The following is a 20498-nucleotide window of genomic DNA, read 5'->3' on the forward strand; positions in this document are numbered from 1 at the left end:
TCCATCCCTTGCATCGCTCAATCATCGCCACAACGCCAAAAACCGGCCGCATCCCGCTGCCGGTTTTGCTCTTTTATACCCCGATCTTGCGACACCTATATGAAAAAGGAGCCCGAAGGCCCCTTTCTCAGCAAAATGCTTCTAGCTATCACGCGCTAAGGCTTGGTCAGAATCCCCTGCGCCACGATAACCAGATCCTCCAGACCAATGGCATTGTCCGCATTGAGATCGTACGGCTTGAACTTCGCGTCCCACTGCGCATCGGCGGAAGTCTTGCCATACGCCGCGGCGACGATGCCGAGGTCGCCGATCGTGTACGCGCCGTCTCCGTTCGTGTCGCCAGGCTGCGCCGCGTTGACCGATGCCGCGAACGCGTTCATGGCCGCCGTCAGCGCATTGACCGCCTGCGCGATTTGAGCCGCCGTCGCGTAATCGTCGGTCGTCACCGCCGTCGCTTGCGCGATGGCCGTGCCGAACGCGTCCTTCGCTTGCTGCGGATATTGACCCGGCTTCGTGCCGACCTGCGCGGCGTCGAACTGCGTTTGCGCGCTGACGAGCAGCGAGACGAGCGCGGCTTTGTCCGCTGCGACGCGAATTTGCACCGCTTTGGAAGCTGCGTCAATCTGCTTCTCCGCGCCGTCGCCCGTAGCGGCCGTGCCCGTAATCGAGATGGCGGCAGAAGACGTCTCGCCCAGCTCCTTCGCCTTCCAATTCAACCGGATCAGCGTCGTATCTTCATCGATGACCCCGCCCTCTCCGGCGGAGGCGCCGATGATGCGGACGGTGCCCGGCGTGCCGGATTCCACGTTCAGCAGCTGGAAGCCTTCCGCCAGCGAGACCGCCGAGACGAATTCGAGTTTGTCCGCGTCGTAGGCGACCGTGATGTCCTGAGCGTACAGCCCCTCTTCGACATTGCGAAGGTTATAATCCGTGTTGAATTTGGAGCCGCCGACCACGCTGGCCGGGATGCCGGTAATCGCGCCGGACAGCTCTCCGCCCAGCGTGACGAAGTCGGACAGCGGTATGTTCAGCTCGTCGACCAGCCTGGCCACCATCTCGGATACTTTGATAGCGCCATACATTTGCAGATGCGTGTTGTCTTCTTTGCCGTCGACCCACATGAAGATGTCCTTCGTGCCTTCCGTACCGAGCTGTTGGAAGTATTCCCAGCTCGCCTGATTCAGGTCGACAAGCAGCGTTCCGGTTTCTTGCGCCGTTGCCTTCATCGCCGCCACGTAGTCCGGGAAGCTCTTGTTCAGCGTGTCGCCCGTGAAGTCGCGCCGGTTCACCGGCGTGACGAGCACCGGAATCGCGCCGCGCTGCACCGCGCCATCGATGTAATTCTTCAGATACACTTTGAACTGCTCCGGCGTGAGATAGCGCTCCGGACGCGAAGGCGTGGAGTCGTTATGGGACCATTGCATGAACAGATAGTCGCCCTCGTGAATGCCGAGCAGGATATCGTTCAAGTGGCCGCCTACCAGGAACGTTTTGCTGCTGAGCCCGCCGATCGCGCGGTTGTCGATCGACACCTGCTCCAGATCGAAGTAGCTGCCCAGCGTCTCGCCCCAACCGGCTTGCGGACGATAGCTCTCCGCGTAATTGGCCACCGTGGAGTCACTCGCCAAGTAGATCACCGGCTTCTCGCCCGCGCCGTTGTCTGGCAGACGTTCGATCGTCAGCGCGTTGATCTTCGGCGTATTGCCTGCGAACTCGAAGTTGAAGACGCCGTCGATAAGGGCAATGTCATACGTAATCTCCTTGAATTCACCCGCCGGAACCGTCGTAACCGGCAGCTTCGTCATCTGCTCGACCGTCACGCCGGCGTTCGTCGCTTCCGCCGTGTCGCCGATCGTCATGGCGACGCGGTAATTGGCCGGCTCCATCTCCACCAGGAAAGAGGTGCCGCCTAAGCGCACGAAATCCTCCGTCAGCGCATTGCCGGTGCCGCGGTTCTCGTCTTGGACGAGCGCGGTGTCGGCAAACCCGTAGCCGTTGCCTTCCACGTAAGCGCGCTTCGCATCGACTTGGACGTACCCCTCGGCTGCTGCGCCGGAACCGAAGTCGAAGCGGTAGCCGTTCACATCGCCGGCAGGTTCGCTGGTCAGCGATGCCTTCGCGACGGTCAGCATGTTAAACGCATGATCTACCTGCGCCTGTGTCGCCTCGGTGCCGATGATCGCTTCGGCCGCGGCCAGCGCCTTATTCAGCACGGCGACCGATGGCGCGGTGTAAGCCGACAGATCCATCGCTTTGACCTCGCCCTGCAGCGCGATGAGGGCGGTCTGATCGCCTGCCGCCGCATCTTGCTTCTCGCCTTCGATGCGCACGTTGTCGATCTGGGTCGTCCAGCTCAGCGTGCCGCCGCCGCCCTTTCTCGTGCCGAGGAAACGCAGCGCCCGGACGTTGTCCGCATAGGCCGTGCCGGCGCTCATCGGAATGTCCGCGATCGTCTGCTTGACGCTCGGATCAGCCAGGCTCGTCAACGTCAGATCGATCGTCTTCTCGGCGAAGTTGAGGTCTGCCTTCACGTTCACCCACTGGTTCTTCGTCAGGTTCGTCGCCGTCCCGCCCGGGATGGCCGTCGTGCCCGTACCGTAGTCCGGCACGTAGTGACCCGGGAGATAACCGATCGGCGTGTTCGTGCCGCTCGTCGTGTACAACGTCAAAATCAAATTCTCGTTCGCGTCCTGCAGCGACAGATGACCTTCGGACGGGGACGCGCCGACATTGCCCGTATTCCAGTCGAAGTCCACATGGACGATGTCGCCGTTCACGGCATCGAACAGCCGGAACGTCTTCGCGCGATTGCCCGACCCGGAGCCGACGACCGACAGCACCTTGCCGCCGTTCTGCTCCACGACGGTCCCCGTCATCGTCCCCGCAAAGCCGGTCGCGTTCACCATCGCATATTGGACGACGGCCGGATCGCCCTCGAAGTTCTCCTCATACAGCTGCTGCTCCGGCTCCGGCTCCGGCTCGACGATATCCGGATTAATCACGAATGGCGAAAGTCCGACGTTCATGCCTTTGACCGCGCCCGCGACCAAGCCGGCGATCACCTGCGCGCCGTAGCCGCTGAAGTGCGTGTTATCATTGACGCCGTTCGGGTACTTCGGATACTGACCCGGATTCGCGTACAGGAATAGTTTCTCGGATGCAGCCAAGCCGACCTTGTTGTAATGCGCGATGCTGAGCTGGCTCAAATCGATCAACGCCACGTTCTCTTCTTGGGCCACTTCCTTGGCCGCTTGGACGTATTCCGGGAAGCTTACGTTGAACTCCTGGGTGATGTTGTTGAAATCTCTGCGCCCGACCGGCGTGAGCAGTACCGGCGTCGCGCCGCGCTGCTTGGCGCCGTTCACGTAGCGGGTCAGGTAGGTTTTGTAGTCCGCAGGTGACGCATACCGCTCCGGAATGCCCGCGCTGGCATCGTTATGACCGAACGAGATGAAGAAGTAATCGCCCGGTTTGATTTCGCGCAGTATCGTATCCAGGCGGCCGTCGACCATGAACGATTTGCTGCTTCTGCCGCCGATCGCGTTGTTCTCCACGACGACGCCATTCGCGAAGTAACGGCCGAATTGCTGCCCCCATCCTTCTTGCGGGGCTTGCATGTCGCTGTACGCTTGCATCGTCGAATCGCCGGCCATGTAGATCGTCGTGGCGGCGCCGGCCGTCTTCGCCGGGTATTTCTCGATCGCGATCTCCTGCACGTGAATCGCGCTGCCGGAGAAGATGAACTCCAGCTGTCCGTCGACCAGCGCGACGTCATAGGCATATACCAGCGGCTCGCCCTGCTTCACGTTCGTCACGGCCAGCTTCTGCACGAATTCGGATTTGACGCCGACATTGGAGGCCTGCGCCTCATCGCCGAGCTTGACCGTTACCTTGTAGTTGGCGTTCGGCAGATCGACCGCGAATTTGCCGTCGGCCGGCACCGTCACGTTACCGGCGCCCACCGTAATGCCGCTCGTATTCACGAAGCCGAAGCCCGTGCCTTCCGCATAAGGCGTATTCTGCACGTTGGTCGCGCCGTCGGCGGATTCCGTGCCGAAGTCGAAGCGGTAGACCGGCTCGGTCGTCGCTTGACCGCCGACAAGCTCCAGGTTCGCTTTCGGGAACGTCGTCTCGCCGAAGCCGATATGGAAGCTCGTATGCGGGGGCTGATTGTAGCCGACGTTCTGCCATGCGACGCCCAACCGGTACACGGGATCCTGCATCAGCGCCGGAATCCGGTAAGCCGTCGGAATGGTCGTGGAATAGAGACGGTATTCCGTGCTGTCTTCGCTGCGCACCAGCACTTCCTCCCGCCAGTCGCCCAGTATATCCGCCTGGGCCGCCGGATTGCCCTTCGTGCTATTGTTGGTCAGCGCCCCTTGCGCCCGGAAAATCTCATCCAGCTTCTTGTTCTCGTAATCCCAGTTGTATATGACCGGGACGCCTTTGCCCGTGCTGTTGTCCCAGTCATGGTCGAACAGCTCCCGCCCGAGATCGCCATCCCACCAAATCGCGAAATTAGCGCTCTTCGGCGACACGCTTCCCCCATAGATCGATTCGCCGTTCGCCGCGTAAGCGCTCGTCAGCGGCACCATTTGGCCTTCGACGATGGTGGTCGCCCAAGATTCATAGCCCGGATAGGCCGGGTCGATATCCGCCGACATGCCGCGGCCGGTATCCTTGCCGGTAAACTCGCCCCATAGAATCTCGCCCGTCGCGGCGTCGCGCATCTCGAGGCCGTATGCGGCGCTCGTATGCTCGTGCACGCTGACGATCTGATAGCCGTCGCGGGTCGAATCCAGCTTGCCCGCATGCATCGCGTCGCCGTGACCGAGTCCGGTGCTGTACAGCAAAGTCCCGTCGTCGTCGATCGCGAGCGCGCCGAACATGATTTCGTCTTTGCCGTCCGCATCGACATCGAGCACGCTGAGTCCATGGTTGCCCTGCGCTTCATATTGTTTGCCCGCTTCGTTCGTGTCGAAGACCCAGCGCTTCGTCAGCTCGCCGCCCACCACATCATAGGCAGCCAGCACGGTGCGCGTATAATAGCCGCGGGTCATGACGACGCTTGGCTTCTTGCCGTCCAGATAAGCGACCGCGCCCAAGAAACGATCTACCCGGTTGCCGTAGCCGTCGCCCCAATCGCTCACGATGCCTCTTGGCGGCTCGTAGGCGACATTGGAGAGCGCGGCGCCCGTCGCCCCGTCGAACAGCGTCAAATATTCCGGTCCGGACAGAATATAGCCGCTCTCGTTGCGGTAATCCTTCGTGCCGTCGCCGATGACGCGGCCTTTGCCGTCCTTCGTGCCGTCCGCCGTCTTGACGACGACCTCGGATCTGCCGTTGCCGTCGAAGTCGTAGACCAAGAACGGCGAGTAATGCGCGCCCGCACGGATGTTGATCCCGAGGTCGATTCTCCACAGCTTGCTGCCGTCCAGCTCCACGGCGTCCATGTACACATTGCCGGTATAGCCGGCTTGGGAGTTGTCCTTCGCGTTGGTCGGGTTCCATAAGAAGACGATCTCATACTCGCCGTCGCCGTCCACGTCCGCCACGGACGCATCGCTGGCCGTGTAGGAGTAAGTGCCGCCGTCCTTCGTTCTGCCGTCGGCCGGCTTGTCGAGCGGGATCGGCAAATAATCGCGATGCCACACCGACACCGTCTCCGGCTGTATCTCTTCCTTGCCGGCGATGATCGTGGAAATTTGGTATTGCGAGCTGTCCGCGCCGGTCGTATCCACGTAGTTGGTCACGTCGCTCAGCGGCGCCGCATTGACCTTGTTGCCATTTTTGTAGACATTGAAAGCGATTGCATCCGGATCCGCATGAAGATAACGCCAGCTTAAGAACACGCCGCCATCGGTTAAGACCGCGACCAAGCCTCGGCCCAAATTCTCCGCCTGACGCGCAGGCAGACTATCCGCGGCCGACGCGGATGCATAACCGTGAACCGGCGCGGCGACCAGCGAACCCGCCATCAAAAATGATAAAGCCATCGCGCAAATCGATTTGCTGCGGGATACAGCTTTTGTACCCATGAACTCACTCCTCTTCCGAAATTCCAATCGTCTATCACTCATGACTGGACCTGATGCCGGAGCGCCCACTCAACTGTAAAGCGCTTACAATTTTGAAAATTCCACCTCCTGGCGACTTGCACGCAAGCCTGATTCGCCGCTTTGGGCCGGCGAGACTAACGTCATCGTACTGCTTCGCTCTTTCATCGGTAAATCGTTAGTATTGATAATCCATGGTCACTTTTGACTTTTAAGCCGGGAATGGCACGGTTTAAGATACGTTTTGTATCAAAATTGATTGAGTTTAGCAAAATTGACGCCCTTGGTGATAAACATCTGATGAACGAATAGCGCGAATCGAAGCAAGCCTTCCGAGAAGGGGGCAAGACAAAAAGCACCACGGCGTACTCGCCATGATGCCTCATCCATCGTCCCCTTACGCATAGTAGCTCCGGACGAGCAAATCTTGATTGTAATTGCCAAATCCCCTGCCGTACAGCGTCAGGCCTCCCCGTCCGCCACCGGTATCCTCCGCGGCGATCCGGAGCGTCCAATTGACCGCGTCCAAGGCCAGATCGCGGAGACCAGTGCCGGAGATTTGCTGACCGTCGACGTATGTGCCGTTCTCTTTGATCCGAAGCACCTTCAGCAGACCGTATTGGTTCACATCCGCGTGCCACCACTCCGGCGTCAATCGCCCTCTCGTCTCGCCGAAATCGCCGGGGCTCGTCCAGACCCCGAGCGGCTTGTCGTTCAAATAGAACCGGATATCGGAGGGCCAGTTCTCGTTCACCCGCGGCGCCTCGGAGCCGATCTCGAGCGAAATTTCGATTTCGCGCAGACGTTGGTTTTGATCCACGTAATTCGGAATTTTGTACTCCACCCATCCCTTCGCGAACCATAGAATGCCCGCGTTCACCCGCTCCGGGTCCATGAAGCAGGCCGGGTTGTCATATTGTCCGATGACCGATTTGGTCGTGGCGATCCCGCAGGTCGGCCAAGCTTCGTAATCGGTATAATGCCCGAGCGGAATGGATAGCTCCTGGGAGCTTAAGGAGACGGGTGCTTCAGGGGAGAGCTTGACCTGCATGAATTCCGTCTTGACGTAACAGACTTTGTACGTGCCGTTGTCCACCCGCGTCATCCGGCTTCCCACGATCCCCGCTTCCTCCAGCTTCCGTATATGTCCGCTAACGACCGCATTGCTGAGGTACAGCTCGGACGCCAGCTCCTTGACGTGTCGTTCGCGTTCGAATAATTTCTCGATCATGCGCAGGCGCACTTCGCTGGCCAGCGCCTCATAGACGCGCAGCGATGCGCCATCGGTCGATAACTGCATACAGACACCTCTAGTTGGATTTTGTTTTAAGCGAATCCTGAATTTCGATATTGTCTCATATCCCTCATTATGATACGAATATTATAGAAACACAATATTTAGAATTCGCTTATAACTTAATCCATAGCACTCTAGGAGGTATGACGATGACAATTCGCGCCAACATGCTCGTCGACAAGCATTTCACGGTGTCCGCCGTGGACCCTCGGGTATACGGGTCCTTCATCGAGCATCTGGGACGTGCCGTATATGGCGGCATCTATGACCCCGGCCATCCAACGGCGGATGCCAGCGGTTTCCGCCAGGATGCGCTTGAAGCGATTCGGGCTCTTCAGGTTCCGATCATCCGCTATCCCGGCGGCAACTTTGTCTCCGGCTATAACTGGGAGGACGGCGTCGGCCCCAAGTCGGAGCGGCCGCGCTCGCTGGAGCTGGCGTGGTGGACGACGGAGACGAACCAGATCGGCACGAACGAATTCGCGGATTGGGCCAAGCTGGCCGGCACCGAAGTGATGATGGCTGTTAACCTCGGCACCAGAGGCATCGACGCCGCGCGTAATCTCGTGGAATATTGCAATCATCCCTCCGGCTCCCGCTGGAGCGACCTGCGCATCGCGCACGGCTATCGGGAGCCTCACCGATTCAAGACGTGGTGCCTCGGCAACGAGATGGACGGGCCTTGGCAGATCGGCGCCAAGACGGCCGTCGAATACGGCCGCCTGGCCAACGAGACGGCCAAAGCGATGCGGTGGGTGGACCCTACCATTGAGCTCGTCGCTTGCGGCAGCTCTTCGCGGGGCATGCCGACGTTCGCCGACTGGGAGGCGACTGTCCTCGATCTGACGTACGACCAGGTCGACTACTTGTCGCTGCACGCCTACTACAACAACAACGAAGGCGACACGGCGAATTTCCTCGCCCGTTCGCTCGATCTCGATCAGTTCATCCAGAGCGTGGCCGCCATCTGCGACTATGTGCAGGCGAAGAAACGAAGCAAGAAGAAAATCATGCTGTCGCTCGACGAATGGAACGTCTGGAACTCGATCGGTTCGAGCCGCGCGGACGAGCGCTGGCAGATCGCCCCGCCCGAATTCGAAGATGTCTATACGCATGAAGACGCGCTGGCCGTCGGCTGCTTCCTGATCACGATCTTGAAGAACGCCGATCGGGTCAAAATGGCCTGCATCGCGCAGCTCATCAATACGATCGCGCCGATCATGACGGAGACGGGCGGGCCGCTGTGGCTGCAGTCCACGTATTACCCGCTCCTGCATGCTTCCAATTACGGCCGGGGTACCGTGCTGCTGGCCAACGTCGACTCTCCGAAGTATGACGCCAAGGACTACACGGACGTCCCTTATCTGGAGTCGGTCTGCGTGTTCGACGAAGCGACGGAGCAGTTGACGATCTTCGCGGTCAACCGCCATCTGGAAGAAACGATGACGCTGGACGTCGACGTCCGCAGCTTCGGCAGCCTTCGCCTCATCGAGCATCTCGTGCTGGCGAACGACGATTTGAAAGCCGTTAACACCAAGGAGACGCCTAACCGGGTCGTCCCTGCATCAGGTGGCCAGACCGCAGTCGATCAAGGCCGGATAAGCACCCGGTTAAGCCGCGCTTCCTGGAACGTTATTCGACTTCAAGTGACCAAATAGCTCGGGCAACCGACGAACGACAAAGAGACGACTCCATCGCTATGATGGGGTCGTCTCTTCTTTAAATACAAATGGATACCATTAGTAATTACTCAGTATGTTTAAAATTTTTATCATCCTTACCGTTCGTAGGAGCAGCGCCACTTTGAGCAATATCTTTGTTGTCTGATTTATAGTTATACTTATAATTATAAATCACGTCCGGCTCATCGTTAAAAACTACGTTAATAGCATAAGGACCTCCGAATTTGCCTTCCCCTGATTTATGATATTTAACATCGATATCGAACTCATTTTCTTCGTAGCCTTTTGAAACAAGATGAGCGACCACTTTCTGTTTAACCGATTCCTCCGATTCTGGTGGTCCTGTTAATAGATTGCATCCGGTTGAAAGAATACTCACTGCCAAAATGATAATTAGCAATGCAGCTTTTCTCTTAAGAATCATGCATAACTCCACTCCTGAACAATTTTCTAACGGGCGCCGGGAATTCCCTGTCCGAACTGGCTGCATGCTAACTCCGCAAGGACGCCGCCTGCTTCAGAGCCGCCAACCCTTTCTTCTCGCTGCCGAACAGCCGGTAGAGAACCACATCCCGCTTGTGATCCGGCTGGTCCGCGAGCGCCTCGCGCAGCGCGTCCGCCAGCTCCGGCGTATCGATCGCGATGCCCTTGACCGGCTTCGCCATGTCGCTGCCGCCCAGCACGATGGCGACCAGCGTCGGCATGCTAGCGACGGTCACGCCATGCTGCGCGACGAACGCTTCCGCATATTTATCCTGCGCCGATTGGTGCTCGCTGTCGACGATCTCCATATAGCGGCGAACGAGAGGAAAATACGTCTCGCTAACCAAGCCCAGTCCGAAGACCGCGTATGTCCCGGGCATGACGGACTTCACGCCGCTCTCCACATCGCCGTACCATGCGAATTCCTTCATGGCCAGCTCCGCATAGTCCGCGATCAGCGGGTGCAGCCCTTCATATTGCAGGGCGTTAGCAAAAAACTGATGCAGGTTGGATTTGGCCAAGCTCGCGATCGGAAGCCAATGCTTCGCCGCGCTCTTCAGCTTCAGCTGATAGCCCCTCGGAAACCCTTCCCGCAGCAGACCGCTCACATAGTCGAGCGCTTCTCGATAAGCCGCCTCTTCTTCCGCGTCGATTCGGATGTTGATGGTCTGCAGCACGTCGTTGCATGTGCCGGACATCAGACTTCCGGTATGACCGGCGGCGAACTGGCCGCTTCCCTTCGTCAAATAAGCGGCCGCTTGCTCGGAACCGAGTTGGACCGCGTAGTCGAGATAACGCTTGCGGGTATCCGGTTCCTTCAAGCCGATCTGCAGCGTGACATAGAGGAAAAATGTCATTTCGCTCGGCTGTATCGGCGGGCGTTGGTCGTCCGGGAGCAGCGCGCGTTCTAACTCATAATGCCCGGTACGTTCAAAATACCGATCCAAAAAACGTTCCTCGGCCCAGTCTTTGCAAGCCGAGACGAACGCATAGCGCCACTTCTCCAACCGTTTGGGGAATGCGAGCATCTTCGCGTTCAGGCGTTGATTGAGCGGTTCGACCACGTCCGGGTCTTGCGCCGCCAGATCCGGATTCATTAGATGTCGGGCGAAGAAGAAATCATCGTTCTCCGCGGGCAGCACCGGCAGGTCCTTCAACACCTTGACTTCGATGAATCGGTTCAACTGCTGCTTCAACTTCTCCAGCTTGGCTTCATTGCGGAGATATTCACGATGCACCAGCGATTCGGTCTCGGACTGAACCTCCAGCACGAGCTGCATGCGATAGCCGAAGAAATGCGCGCCGTACGCCTCCGACTGAAAGATCCCCTCGACGCGAGCCCGCCAGGCGGGGAAAAATTCGCGGAGCAGGGTGTCGCCGCTTAATGCGGCCGACTCCGGTCCGACCTCCACATCGTAGGCATCGTCGCTGAAGAGGGGTTCGTGCACGTCGAGGCCGACTTGATCCGCCACCGAGCGGGAGCCGCTCCTTCGAATGCTGACTCTCATGTAATCCATGATTCCCGGGTGAAGCGGACCCAGCCCTTTCAAGCCGTCGATTCTCGCTTTTTCTTTCTCGTAAATCGACATCAATAAGGTCCAGATCTGATCCAATAGCTGTTCGGCCGCCTTGTCCATCATTTCCTCCTCAGGTATATTTTCTCAGTACAGACTCATTTCTAGTATAGTGGATGGTTCGGAAGAATCCAATTCGCTAGATTCCGATGGTCAAGGCGTGCCGAATAACCCCATGCGCTGAATCTGATTTATTTCACTTTCATGCTAAAAACATCGCCCTTGTTACCGCCAAATACGAGAAGTCCGCCTTCAGGCAGCACGACGGAATCCTTATGGTGTACCTTGGAAAAATGAACCGTCGCCCCTTTCGCATCATAGACGGCAAATCCTCCGCTGGCCGGCGCCTTGACGATGATCTGGCGATTGGCGAACTTCTTGTCGATTTTAAACCAAGCAGCCTGATCATTGTGGAGACGGAGCGTACCGCTGCCTAACGTGAAGGTCGGTATGGCATCTTCCCGGATGTAAGCTTGCCCGCCGATCGTCAAATACTCTTTCTGCTGTTTCGTGTAGAAATTCAAATCGAACGTGTCTCTTCCGTGCATAATCGGCATTTGGGCGACATTGACGGCTTTATTCCCGCTGATGATCTTGGTGCCAGATGCATAACCGAAGTCAGTGTTCACCTCGAATTGCTTTGTCATGAACGAAGGAGTAAGATAGCCGATTGCCGTAATTTTCTCATCCAGCGGATAGTAGGTCTTTCCGTTCCGCGCTTCCCATGCTTGTTTCGTTGCCTGATCGAGCGGATTGCGATCCAGCTTCTGATGCGAATACGTAGCCATAGCCGATTGGCCGATTCCCGGCACGCTCGCATAGCCGATAAATTTCATATACGTCTTGCCGTTGTCCGCCCGCTCGAAGCTCACGGTCGCGCTGCCGTCGTTGGATTTGAATTGTCCGTTGCCCGTATACATGAACTTCTGAGGCGGGGAGAAACCGTCGCTCAGCTCGGGCACGATCTCCCCGTTCTTGAACTGCACGTCGACCATTTGTCCCAAAGTCACGTACAATCCGGCGTACGCCTGCAGGTCTGTCGGCATGTCGACTTTAACGGCGGGTTCGAACGTTTTGTCAGGCAAAATTTCGTCAATGATGCCTTTGGTTTTGGCATAGGCCAGCAAGGTCTTCGTTGCCAGTATGCTATTGTAGATCGAACTTCCTCCCGACGAGAGTACCGCCATAGAAAGATCATGCTCCGGCAGCGTAATGAGACTGGCGTGATACATGGTCGTATCCCCGCCTTTGGACAGCGCCGTAATCCCGTACTCATCGAACGGCGCTAATTGTACGGCATCCCAACCGAGACCGTAATTGAAGGAGTTGGTCTCTTCCGGCACCCAAAATCCCTTGCGATACTCATGGCTTTGCATCGCCTTAACCGACTTCTCGGATAAGAGGTCCGTCCGGTTGCCGATGAGAACATCCCCGAACTTGCTTACCTCTTCAGCCGTGGAATAAATACCGCCTGTGCCGATGAGATTGACGTTCTCTACCGGCAGCGCCTGCTCCGATGGAGGCAAATACACGCTGGCAAGTCGGTCTCTGTCAAAGGAATCGCGCGGCGTCTTGGTGGCGTTTAGCCCAAGAGGCAAGCTAAAATGAGTTTGCAGAAATTTGCTGTAGCTTAGCCCGCTTACCCGTTCGATCATGATTTCCAGCAGCTGGAACCCGTCGTTGCAGTATACCGAGAACGCGCCGGGATCCGCCTTTAAGCGTCCCGACCGCAACCGGTCCAGCAATTCGTCGTGGGCTTCCGTATCGTTGTCGTCGAACAGGAAGCCGTCCTCGAAGTGACTGCCGTACAGGCCCGAGGAATGATTCATCAGCATGCGCGGCGTAATGTTTTTGTACCGCTCATCCGCCATTTTGAAATCCTTCACATAGGTGGTCAGCGGTTTATCGATATCGATCAGACCCCGATCGGCCAGCTTCATCGCGGCGGCCGTCACGTACACTTTGCTCGTCGAGCCGATGCCGAACATCGTATCCTTGGTGACGGGAGCTTTGGTCGCTTTATCGTGGACCCCCGCGCCGTCCAACAAGACGACGGCCCCATGATCACGGAGCGCGTATTGGATCCCGCTGACGCCATAGTCGGATACGATCTTCAAGGCCAGCTCTTTCGCCGTCTGCTCAACGGACGCCTCCGTCGATTGCGAAGATGCCGAGACGACGGGCGCAGCCGCAAGCAGCGTGCTCATGAATAACAACACTTTCTTTTTCATGTTTCCTGCCTCCTGGATTTCGATTGGTTGGTGGTGACTAAAGTCAGCATACAAGGAAACCAACCCGCTGATCCGAAATCGCCCTGAAACGAAAAAAACAATCCCTAAACAGCAGGCTGCTTAGGGATTGTTCGTCAAGAACGGCAGAACGACCATGTTATGAAATTGTTTATGCTTCGTCTCAATGGTCATATGACCCCCGTACTTGTCGCAGATCCTAGCGATGTTGGTAAGTCCGATGCCATGGAATTCCGGATTTGGTTTTTGGCTTTGCAGCCGTGCCGTTTCATGCTCCATATTATTCTGGATGTGAATCAGCAGCGTATCGGGCTTGGCGTGGATTTTGATCAGCATGTACCGGTCTTCCGCGAGCTTGATTTGTTTGGACGCTTCAATGGCGTTATCCAGCATATTGCCGAGCACGACGCAGAGGTCGTAGCGGTCGAGACGGACTTCCTGCGAATCCAGGCTAAGCTTCGTGTCGATGCGGATCCCGTTGGCTTGACCGATATCCAGCGTGTTGGTGACTAGGGCGTCGATGGCCAGATTCCCCGTATTGACCCGCCGATAAGCGCCCTCGATCTTGCTTAACGTCGTCTTGATGTGCTCCCTCGCTGCTTCTAGTTCGTTGCGCTTCATGCATTCGTCAATATACAGGAATTGTTGATTCGTGTCGTGAATGATTCTCTTGATGGATTTGAAGCTGTGCACGACTTTCTCGTAGTTCGCGTCCTGGTAGTCCATTTGCTGCTGCAGCTGCGCGTTCTCGTGCATGAATTGCAGCTTTTCCGTAATCGTATCCATGATATAGACGATCAGAACGTTCAAGAACAAAAAGCCGATGGCCGAAAGAAAGGAGAAGAAGCTGTTGAACGTTAAAATATTCAGATGGTAGATGCTGAGAACCGGGATGACCAAAAAAATCGCATAATACCGGTAAGGCAAGGAGAAGCTTCTTCGTTTGGCCACGAGCCGTATGAGCTGGATGACGGCAAACATGATCAAGAAGCAGAGAAACATCAGCTTCGTCAGCGTGGCGGAATCCAGCTGCGCGACAGCGTCCAAGCGCTCGAAGTCGATATCGTCCAGCGTATATAGAATATAAATGGAGATCGAGCTTGCCAACGACACTAATACAGCGTAGACCAGTGTGAAAATGAGCTTCAGACGAATGGCGACGCGATACGAATGCGCGACGATAAAGACGAACACCAGCGGCAGCGCGGCATAGATCACGGGATGAAGCGAAATGGCAATGTAGGGGTAACCGAGGAGCCCGTAGATCAGAAAATAAATAAACCGGTTTTGTTTTCTAGCGGCTTTGCCGAACACCGACTGAAAGAAAAAGTTCAGCTGAAATCCGAGCACGAGAAGAAAGAGCACGACAACCGACGCATCAACCAAACTCATCGCCATCGACCCTCTTGATCATAAATTTGGTGTACGTATCCTTAACCTCCTTGACTTTAGAACGGCCGATCGGCAGATCCAGTCCATTGGTCATCTGCACAACGCCGCCGGCGAACTTCCGCACATGGAGCAGGTTGATGATAATAGACCGATGAATTTGCAAGAAGTTGTGGTCCTTCAAGGCTTCCGCATAATCGGCGATAATGCCTTTACCGTCATAGAGGCGGTGAAGGGTCGTGAAGCGCAGCTTGCTTTTGATCGTTAAACTTTTGGCCGCTTCGATGCTGATCAGCTCATCATATTTGATGACGATGTCTTCATAGCCCGATTTGACGATCATGAACTTCTTGTCCATCGCTTGCACGTATTGGCAGAGCTTGAGAATCTTCTCTTCCAGCACGGACGGGGGCACGGGCTTAATCAAATAGTGAAAGGTCAAGACGTCGAAGCTCTCCATCATATAGTCCGGATAGCTGGTAAGGAAGATGATTTGGACATCCAGGTCGTTCAACGCTCTGATTCTGCGCGCCGCTTCAATCCCGTTCATGCCCCCCATCTCGATATCCAGGATCAGCAGATGGAACGGCGTCTCCCGACGCTCATAATAGGCGACCAATTGTTCGCCCGAGCTGAACAGCTCGATTTCGAATTCGATATTTGCCTTCATCGACAAGGCAATGACGGCGTTTCGAATTCGCTCTCGTTGGTTGACTTCATCATCGCAAATCGCCACTCTGTACACGAATGGAACACTCCTTACTTCCAACAGCTTTTTGGGACGCTATGTCTCATCATACTACGTTTGGATCGCAAGGAAATGGGATTCCGGATGAAACGCGAATTTTGATCCCTGAACGTCATGCCCCGCTTCGGTACAAAAAAATGCTTACCATCGAAAGCGAGCGGTAAGCATTTTGATTCGCGCAGAAGCAAGTCGGGGCAAGGCGTCTCCGCCTCTTCTATAAGTTAGACACACGGATGCCTTGCACCGGATCGAACTGCAGCATCTTCGTCCCGATCTTGTCGATGAAGAACCGGTCGTGGCTGACGGTGATGACCGCGCCTGGGAAATGGATGAGCGCCTGCTCCATGACCTGAATGCTCGTCAGATCCAAGTGATTCGTCGGTTCATCCAAAATAATGACGGCCGCGCCCGAGAGCAGGCACTTGGCCAGCGCGACGCGCGCCTTCTGCCCGCCGGAGAGATGGCCGATCGTCTTGCTCAAGTCCGCCTCCGAGAATTGCAGCATGGAGAGGAACTTATTCACCTTCTTGCGCGGCGCGTCCAATCCCAAGCCGTACGTGTTCACCGCGTGGGTCACCGTATCCTTCGGATCGAGCTCCTCCCACATCCGGTTGAAATACGCGTAGCTGACGCCCTTCTCCCATGTCACTTCGCCGGATTCCGGCTTCGCCTCTCCGGTAAGCACCTTGATCAGCGTCGACTTCCCGCTGCCGTTCGGCCCGACGATGACGAGGCGGTCCTCCTTCTGAATATCGAAGCTGATGTTCTCGAAGATCGTGCGCTCGCCGAAGGTTTGGCCGATCTTCTTCACCTCGCACAGCTTGTCCGGGAAGCGCAGCCGCTCGTAAATGTCGGTGATGAGCACGTTCACCGGATGCGGCTCGATCCGCTTCTTGTTCTCCGCCAATTGCCGGGACAGCCTGTCCTTCGCAGACGCTTTGCGGCTTGCGCGGCTGTCGATCGCCTCCGCCTCCATCGCGAGCAGCTCTTCCTCCCACTCGAACTGGCGGTCCAATTCCTTCTTGCGCATCTTCTTCTTGCGGACGTAGTCGGTGTAGTTCCCTTCGTATTCCTGAAAATGATAGTTCTCGATCTCGATCGTGCGCGTGACGACCTTGTCGATAAACTGGCGGTCATGCGACACCAGAATCATCGCGCCCTTGAACCGGTACAGCCATTGCTCCAGCCAAGCGATGCCCTCGATGTCCAAGTAATTCGTCGGCTCGTCGAGCAGGACGACATCCGGCTGCTCGATGAGCATCTTGGCGAGCGCGGCGCGGTTGCGCCAGCCTCCGGACAGCTCGCCCACCGGCTGATGGCGCGAACGGTCGTCGAAGCCGAGCTTCGTCAGCACCGTGTTGATCTCGACCCCGACGTTCCACCCGTCCAGATGCTCCATTTGCTCGAACAGCTCCGCCTGCCTGCCCAGCAGACGCTCCATCTCGCCATCGTCGGCAACGACGCCAAGCTGCTCGCCGATTTGCTGAAGCTCCCGTTCAATCTGCGCAACCTGCTCGAAGCACAGCTCCAGCTCTTGTTGCACGGACAGACCGCTTTGCAGCTCCGAGAATTGCGAGAAGTAGCCGATCTTGACCTGCGGATCGACCTCCACATTGCCCGACGTCGGCTCTTCTTTGCCCAGGATCAGCCGGAATACCGTCGACTTGCCCGCGCCGTTCCGCCCGATTAGGCCAACCCGCTCCCCTTGACTCAGGCGAAAATAGATATTGCGGAAAATCAAGGATTCTTCGTATTTCTTCGTGACGTTCTCCAATCGAATGACGCTCATGCGATTCTCCTTCTGCTTGTTAGCTATTCTCGCGCTGGTACCCTTCAGCCCATCCTTCCGGGATCGGGTAAGCAGCCGGTTCGCCCGTCGAAATCTCGTAGGCTCGCAGGACCGTCTGGAGCAGCCCCGGAAACCGCGCTTCCAGGTCTTCATGCCGAATGCTCTGCAGTCGCTGCGTGGCTTGAATTCGGGTGCGGGTAATACCGGATTCGCGAAGCGTGCGCATATGATGGGACAAGGTCGATTTGACGATAGGCAGCTCTAGGCATCCGCATGACCCTTCCCCCATCTGGACCAGGGTAGCCACCAAGCGAATGCGAATCGGATCGCTTAGCGCATATAACACGGAAGTGAGTTGAAGATCAGATCGATCGGGATGATGTAATGCTTTCAAGTGGAGCAGCCCCTTCCGACGATATCGTGTACTCGTTGTCAGTGAATAGTTGGAAAGTTAATAATTGCATCGTACCATATTCCATGCTATATTTCTAATGTTCGATTATAATCGAACATTAGAAATAATGAAAAGAGGGATACCATGCCGGATACGGACATTGCCCATCGCGCAAGCGAAGACAAGGCGCCCATTGACGAAGGCGTCATTACGCTGCTGCTCGGATTTACAATCGTGCTCGTCATTATGAATACGATGATGTTCAATCTCGCTCTGCCCGATGTCGCGCTTGATTTCGGTCTTTCCTCCACCTCGGTGTCGTGGATCGTGACCGGTTACTCCATTCTGTTCGCCATCTCGTCCATTACGTACAGTCGGCTCTCCGATTTCGTTCCGATCAGGCGGCTGTATGTCATCGGCTTATTGTCGTTCGGCGGAGCCGCCATCCTTGGCTTATTCAGCGACAGCTTCCTGCCGCTCTTGTTCGCGCGCCTGATTCAGGCCTCCGGCGCGGGCGCGATTCCCGCGTTGTCCATGGTCCTGATCACCCGGTACGTGCCCGTGGACAGGAGGGGCAAAGCGATGGCCGCCATTATGTCGGCCGCGTCGCTCGGTTTAGGCCTTGGCCCCGTCATCGGTGGCGTGATCGTCGAATATTTGGGCTGGCATGTTCTGTTTGGCGTGACCGCCCTTACGCTGCTGCTCATTCCGTTCTATATCCGGCTGCTTCCCAAAGAAAAGCCGGCGAAAGGAAGCTTCGACGTGCTTGGCGCCTTGTTCGCGGGCATCGGCACGACGGGACTGCTGCTGTTCCTGACCAGTCAAGCATGGTATTGGCTGGGTGCCGGTTTGGCTGCCATCTTCTTGTTCGTCGTGCGTATCCGCATCGCCAAAGATCCCTTCGTCCAGCCGTCGCTATTCCGCAATGGGCGTTATTTGACGGTCAGCGCCGTCGGGATCGGGGCCTACCTATGCAGCTTCGCCACCCTATTCATCCTTCCGCAAATTTTGGTGCATCAATTCGAATTAACGGCGAGCCAAGCCGGCTTCATTATTTTCCCGGGCTCCATGCTGGCCATGATTCTGTCGCGTTCGGTTGGCCGAATCATCGATCGTTACGGCAATCGCCTCATCATTCGAGCCATTCCGCTGCTTATGCTGGCGTCCGTCGTGCTGTTCGCGCTCTTCGCCGCGCGCTCGTACTGGGCGATTGTGTTCATCTATATGATCATGAGCGTAGGGTTCACGTTCCTATCCAGCAGCGTCTCGAACGAGCTGTCGCGCCTGCTGCCGGGTTCCCAGGTCGGCTCGGGACTCGGATTATTCCAGCTGCTGCAATTTTTCAGCGGCGCATTCGGCATCGCGGCGACGGCGACGGCGCTCGAATGGCAGCATGCCCGGACGCTTGCCGCCGCGTACGGCAGCATCTTCTGGGGCATGGTTGCGATCGTCCTGCTTGCCATGGCTTGCGGCTACTTCTACACCCGGCCAGGCAAATCGAGCAGCAAGTCCGCAGCCTCGTCCCTATCCTCAACGCCGTAACGGCAGCTGCGCGAAGAGAGGTGTCCTACCGTCATGCGAGTTGACGGTAGGACACCTCTTTGGCGTTTCTATTTCCGGTAGGCCAATCGGCGCAGCAGCTGCTCGGCAGGGCCAGAGACGTTCGCGCGCTGCATGAACCAGGCCATGATGAGGGAGGCGATCCAAGTCAACCAAGCCACAATGTCGCTGCCAAGCTGATTGCCGATCTCGCCCACACCGCCTAGTCCATCCGCAAACACGATGAAGAACACGATCGATTGGAGAATAAAAAACGTTAACGATCGCTGGCCGAGTGCGGCAACCGCCACGGTTAGCTTTCCACGTACCGTACTCGGTCTCCCTGTGATATAGCCGATAAGCGCTGCCCAGCCGATTCCGCCCGCATAACCGGTTAAAGTATGCAAGGCGCTTGCAAGGGATCTGGCTGCCGCCGAAGGGTCATGCCAGTACAGCGAGGACATCAGCGCAAGCGGCATGCCGCCAAGTACGGACAGCGTAAGACCGATGGATGCCGTCCGCAAGAGGAGAGCCCGATGCCGCTCCGGATCGTCGAGCAGCTTCTTCCGAGCCGCCCAGATGCCAAGCGCCATGGCCGGTATAACTTGGTGCAGGAGAATGAGGGTATAAGGCACAAAGTAAAACGCTCGCGTAAGCAGGAAATTCCCGATTCCGTCTCCAGCGGCATCCGTAGTCGAAGCAGCATGATCCCAGTCATATTCACCGCGGGTAATCTCAGCGCCGAGTACGGTTGCCAGGAATAACGTGATGCCCGCGATCCAAATCAAGGTCTTATCCGACAGACGGAGGAACCAAAAAAAGGCCAGCGTTGCCAAGCCGTACAGTCCGATTGTGATGTCGTAAAGCGTAATCGTATGTACGAATCCAAACAAAAGAAGCCACCAGCCGCGCCGAAGGAGCAGCTTGCGTATAGCCGGCCACTCCTGTCCCTTCTCTTCCAGCCTGCGTAATAATTGGACCATGCCATAGCCGAACAGCAGAAAAAATACAGGGAACGCCCGACCGTCGACAACGATTTGCCGCAAGAAGATGATGACGCGATTTAATGCGGTTTCTTCGAGGTGGACTAGATACTGATTCGCATGCGCCAAAGCAATAAGCAGCAGCATAAAGCCTCTGGCCAAATCCGGCGCTAGCTTGCGCCCGCTGTTTGTAGACATCGAGAACCCGATCCTCCCCTCTTTTTCCGCTCCATTATCATCCATATTTTAACACACGATCTCTGATGCGGTTACCGATGATTATCGTTCCCGACGAAAATGAACAGGCAGCCGGTC

12 protein-coding genes are annotated in these 20498 nt (G+C 56.6%); 2 read left to right on the top strand and 10 right to left on the bottom strand.

From position 1 onward, the window contains the following. Nucleotides 1-155 precede the first annotated feature (155 nt). Both ACFSKT_RS06005 and ACFSKT_RS06010 read right to left on the bottom strand, forming a co-directional pair. Complete coding sequence (locus ACFSKT_RS06005; protein ID WP_377718087.1) at nt 156-6038, bottom strand: rhamnogalacturonan lyase family protein; 5883 nt, start codon at nt 6036-6038, stop codon at nt 156-158. Between the two features lie 415 nt (nt 6039-6453). Continuing rightward, entirely contained in the window at nt 6454-7356 is a 903-nt protein-coding gene (locus tag ACFSKT_RS06010; protein ID WP_377718088.1) for an ArsR/SmtB family transcription factor, read from the bottom strand. Nucleotides 7357-7502: 146 nt separating this feature from the next. On the opposite strand from ACFSKT_RS06010, the gene arfA reads away from it, so the two are divergent. Continuing rightward, nucleotides 7503-9011 carry an arabinosylfuranosidase ArfA gene (gene arfA, locus ACFSKT_RS06015; protein WP_377718089.1) on the top strand — a complete coding sequence of 503 codons (1509 nt, stop codon included), beginning with the start codon at nt 7503-7505 and terminating at the stop codon, nt 9009-9011. Nucleotides 9012-9099: 88 nt separating this feature from the next. Here the strand turns inward: arfA and ACFSKT_RS06020 are convergent, their stop codons facing one another. The 7 genes from ACFSKT_RS06020 to ACFSKT_RS06050 all read right to left on the bottom strand — a co-directional run bounded on the left by ACFSKT_RS06020 (nt 9100) and on the right by ACFSKT_RS06050 (nt 17661). Further along, nucleotides 9100-9459, bottom strand: a complete 360-nt coding sequence (locus ACFSKT_RS06020; RefSeq protein ID WP_377718090.1) for a DUF3139 domain-containing protein — start codon at nt 9457-9459, stop codon at nt 9100-9102. Between the two features lie 67 nt (nt 9460-9526). Continuing rightward, nucleotides 9527-11158 (bottom strand): DUF6138 family protein, encoded by a 1632-nt coding sequence (locus tag ACFSKT_RS06025; protein ID WP_377718091.1) that lies wholly within the window; start codon nt 11156-11158, stop codon nt 9527-9529. Between the two features lie 125 nt (nt 11159-11283). Next, a complete protein-coding gene (locus ACFSKT_RS06030) occupies nt 11284-13323 on the bottom strand; it encodes a serine hydrolase domain-containing protein (RefSeq protein WP_377718092.1) in 2040 nt (679 codons plus the stop codon). Between the two features lie 120 nt (nt 13324-13443). Continuing rightward, complete coding sequence (locus ACFSKT_RS06035; RefSeq protein WP_377718093.1) at nt 13444-14733, bottom strand: GHKL domain-containing protein; 1290 nt, start codon at nt 14731-14733, stop codon at nt 13444-13446. Next, nucleotides 14720-15475, bottom strand: a complete 756-nt coding sequence (locus tag ACFSKT_RS06040; protein ID WP_377718094.1) for a LytR/AlgR family response regulator transcription factor — start codon at nt 15473-15475, stop codon at nt 14720-14722. The genes ACFSKT_RS06035 and ACFSKT_RS06040 overlap by 14 nt, the downstream gene beginning before the upstream one ends. A gap of 217 nt (nt 15476-15692) precedes the next feature. Further along, nucleotides 15693-17267 (bottom strand): ABC-F family ATP-binding cassette domain-containing protein, encoded by a 1575-nt coding sequence (locus tag ACFSKT_RS06045; RefSeq protein WP_377718095.1) that lies wholly within the window; start codon nt 17265-17267, stop codon nt 15693-15695. A 19-nt stretch (nt 17268-17286) separates the two neighbouring features. Then, nucleotides 17287-17661, bottom strand: a complete 375-nt coding sequence (locus ACFSKT_RS06050; protein WP_377718096.1) for an ArsR/SmtB family transcription factor — start codon at nt 17659-17661, stop codon at nt 17287-17289. Between the two features lie 144 nt (nt 17662-17805). On the opposite strand from ACFSKT_RS06050, the gene ACFSKT_RS06055 reads away from it, so the two are divergent. Next, nucleotides 17806-19203, top strand: a complete 1398-nt coding sequence (locus ACFSKT_RS06055; RefSeq protein ID WP_377718097.1) for an MFS transporter — start codon at nt 17806-17808, stop codon at nt 19201-19203. Between the two features lie 68 nt (nt 19204-19271). On the opposite strand, the gene ACFSKT_RS06060 is transcribed toward ACFSKT_RS06055, so the two are convergent. After that, nucleotides 19272-20381, bottom strand: a complete 1110-nt coding sequence (locus ACFSKT_RS06060; RefSeq protein ID WP_377718098.1) for a DUF418 domain-containing protein — start codon at nt 20379-20381, stop codon at nt 19272-19274. Between the last annotated feature and the right edge of the window lie 117 nt (nt 20382-20498).

This window comes from Paenibacillus xanthanilyticus, assembly GCF_042682185.1.
GTDB classification, from domain to species: Bacteria; Bacillota; Bacilli; order Paenibacillales; family Paenibacillaceae; genus Paenibacillus_Z; species Paenibacillus_Z xanthanilyticus.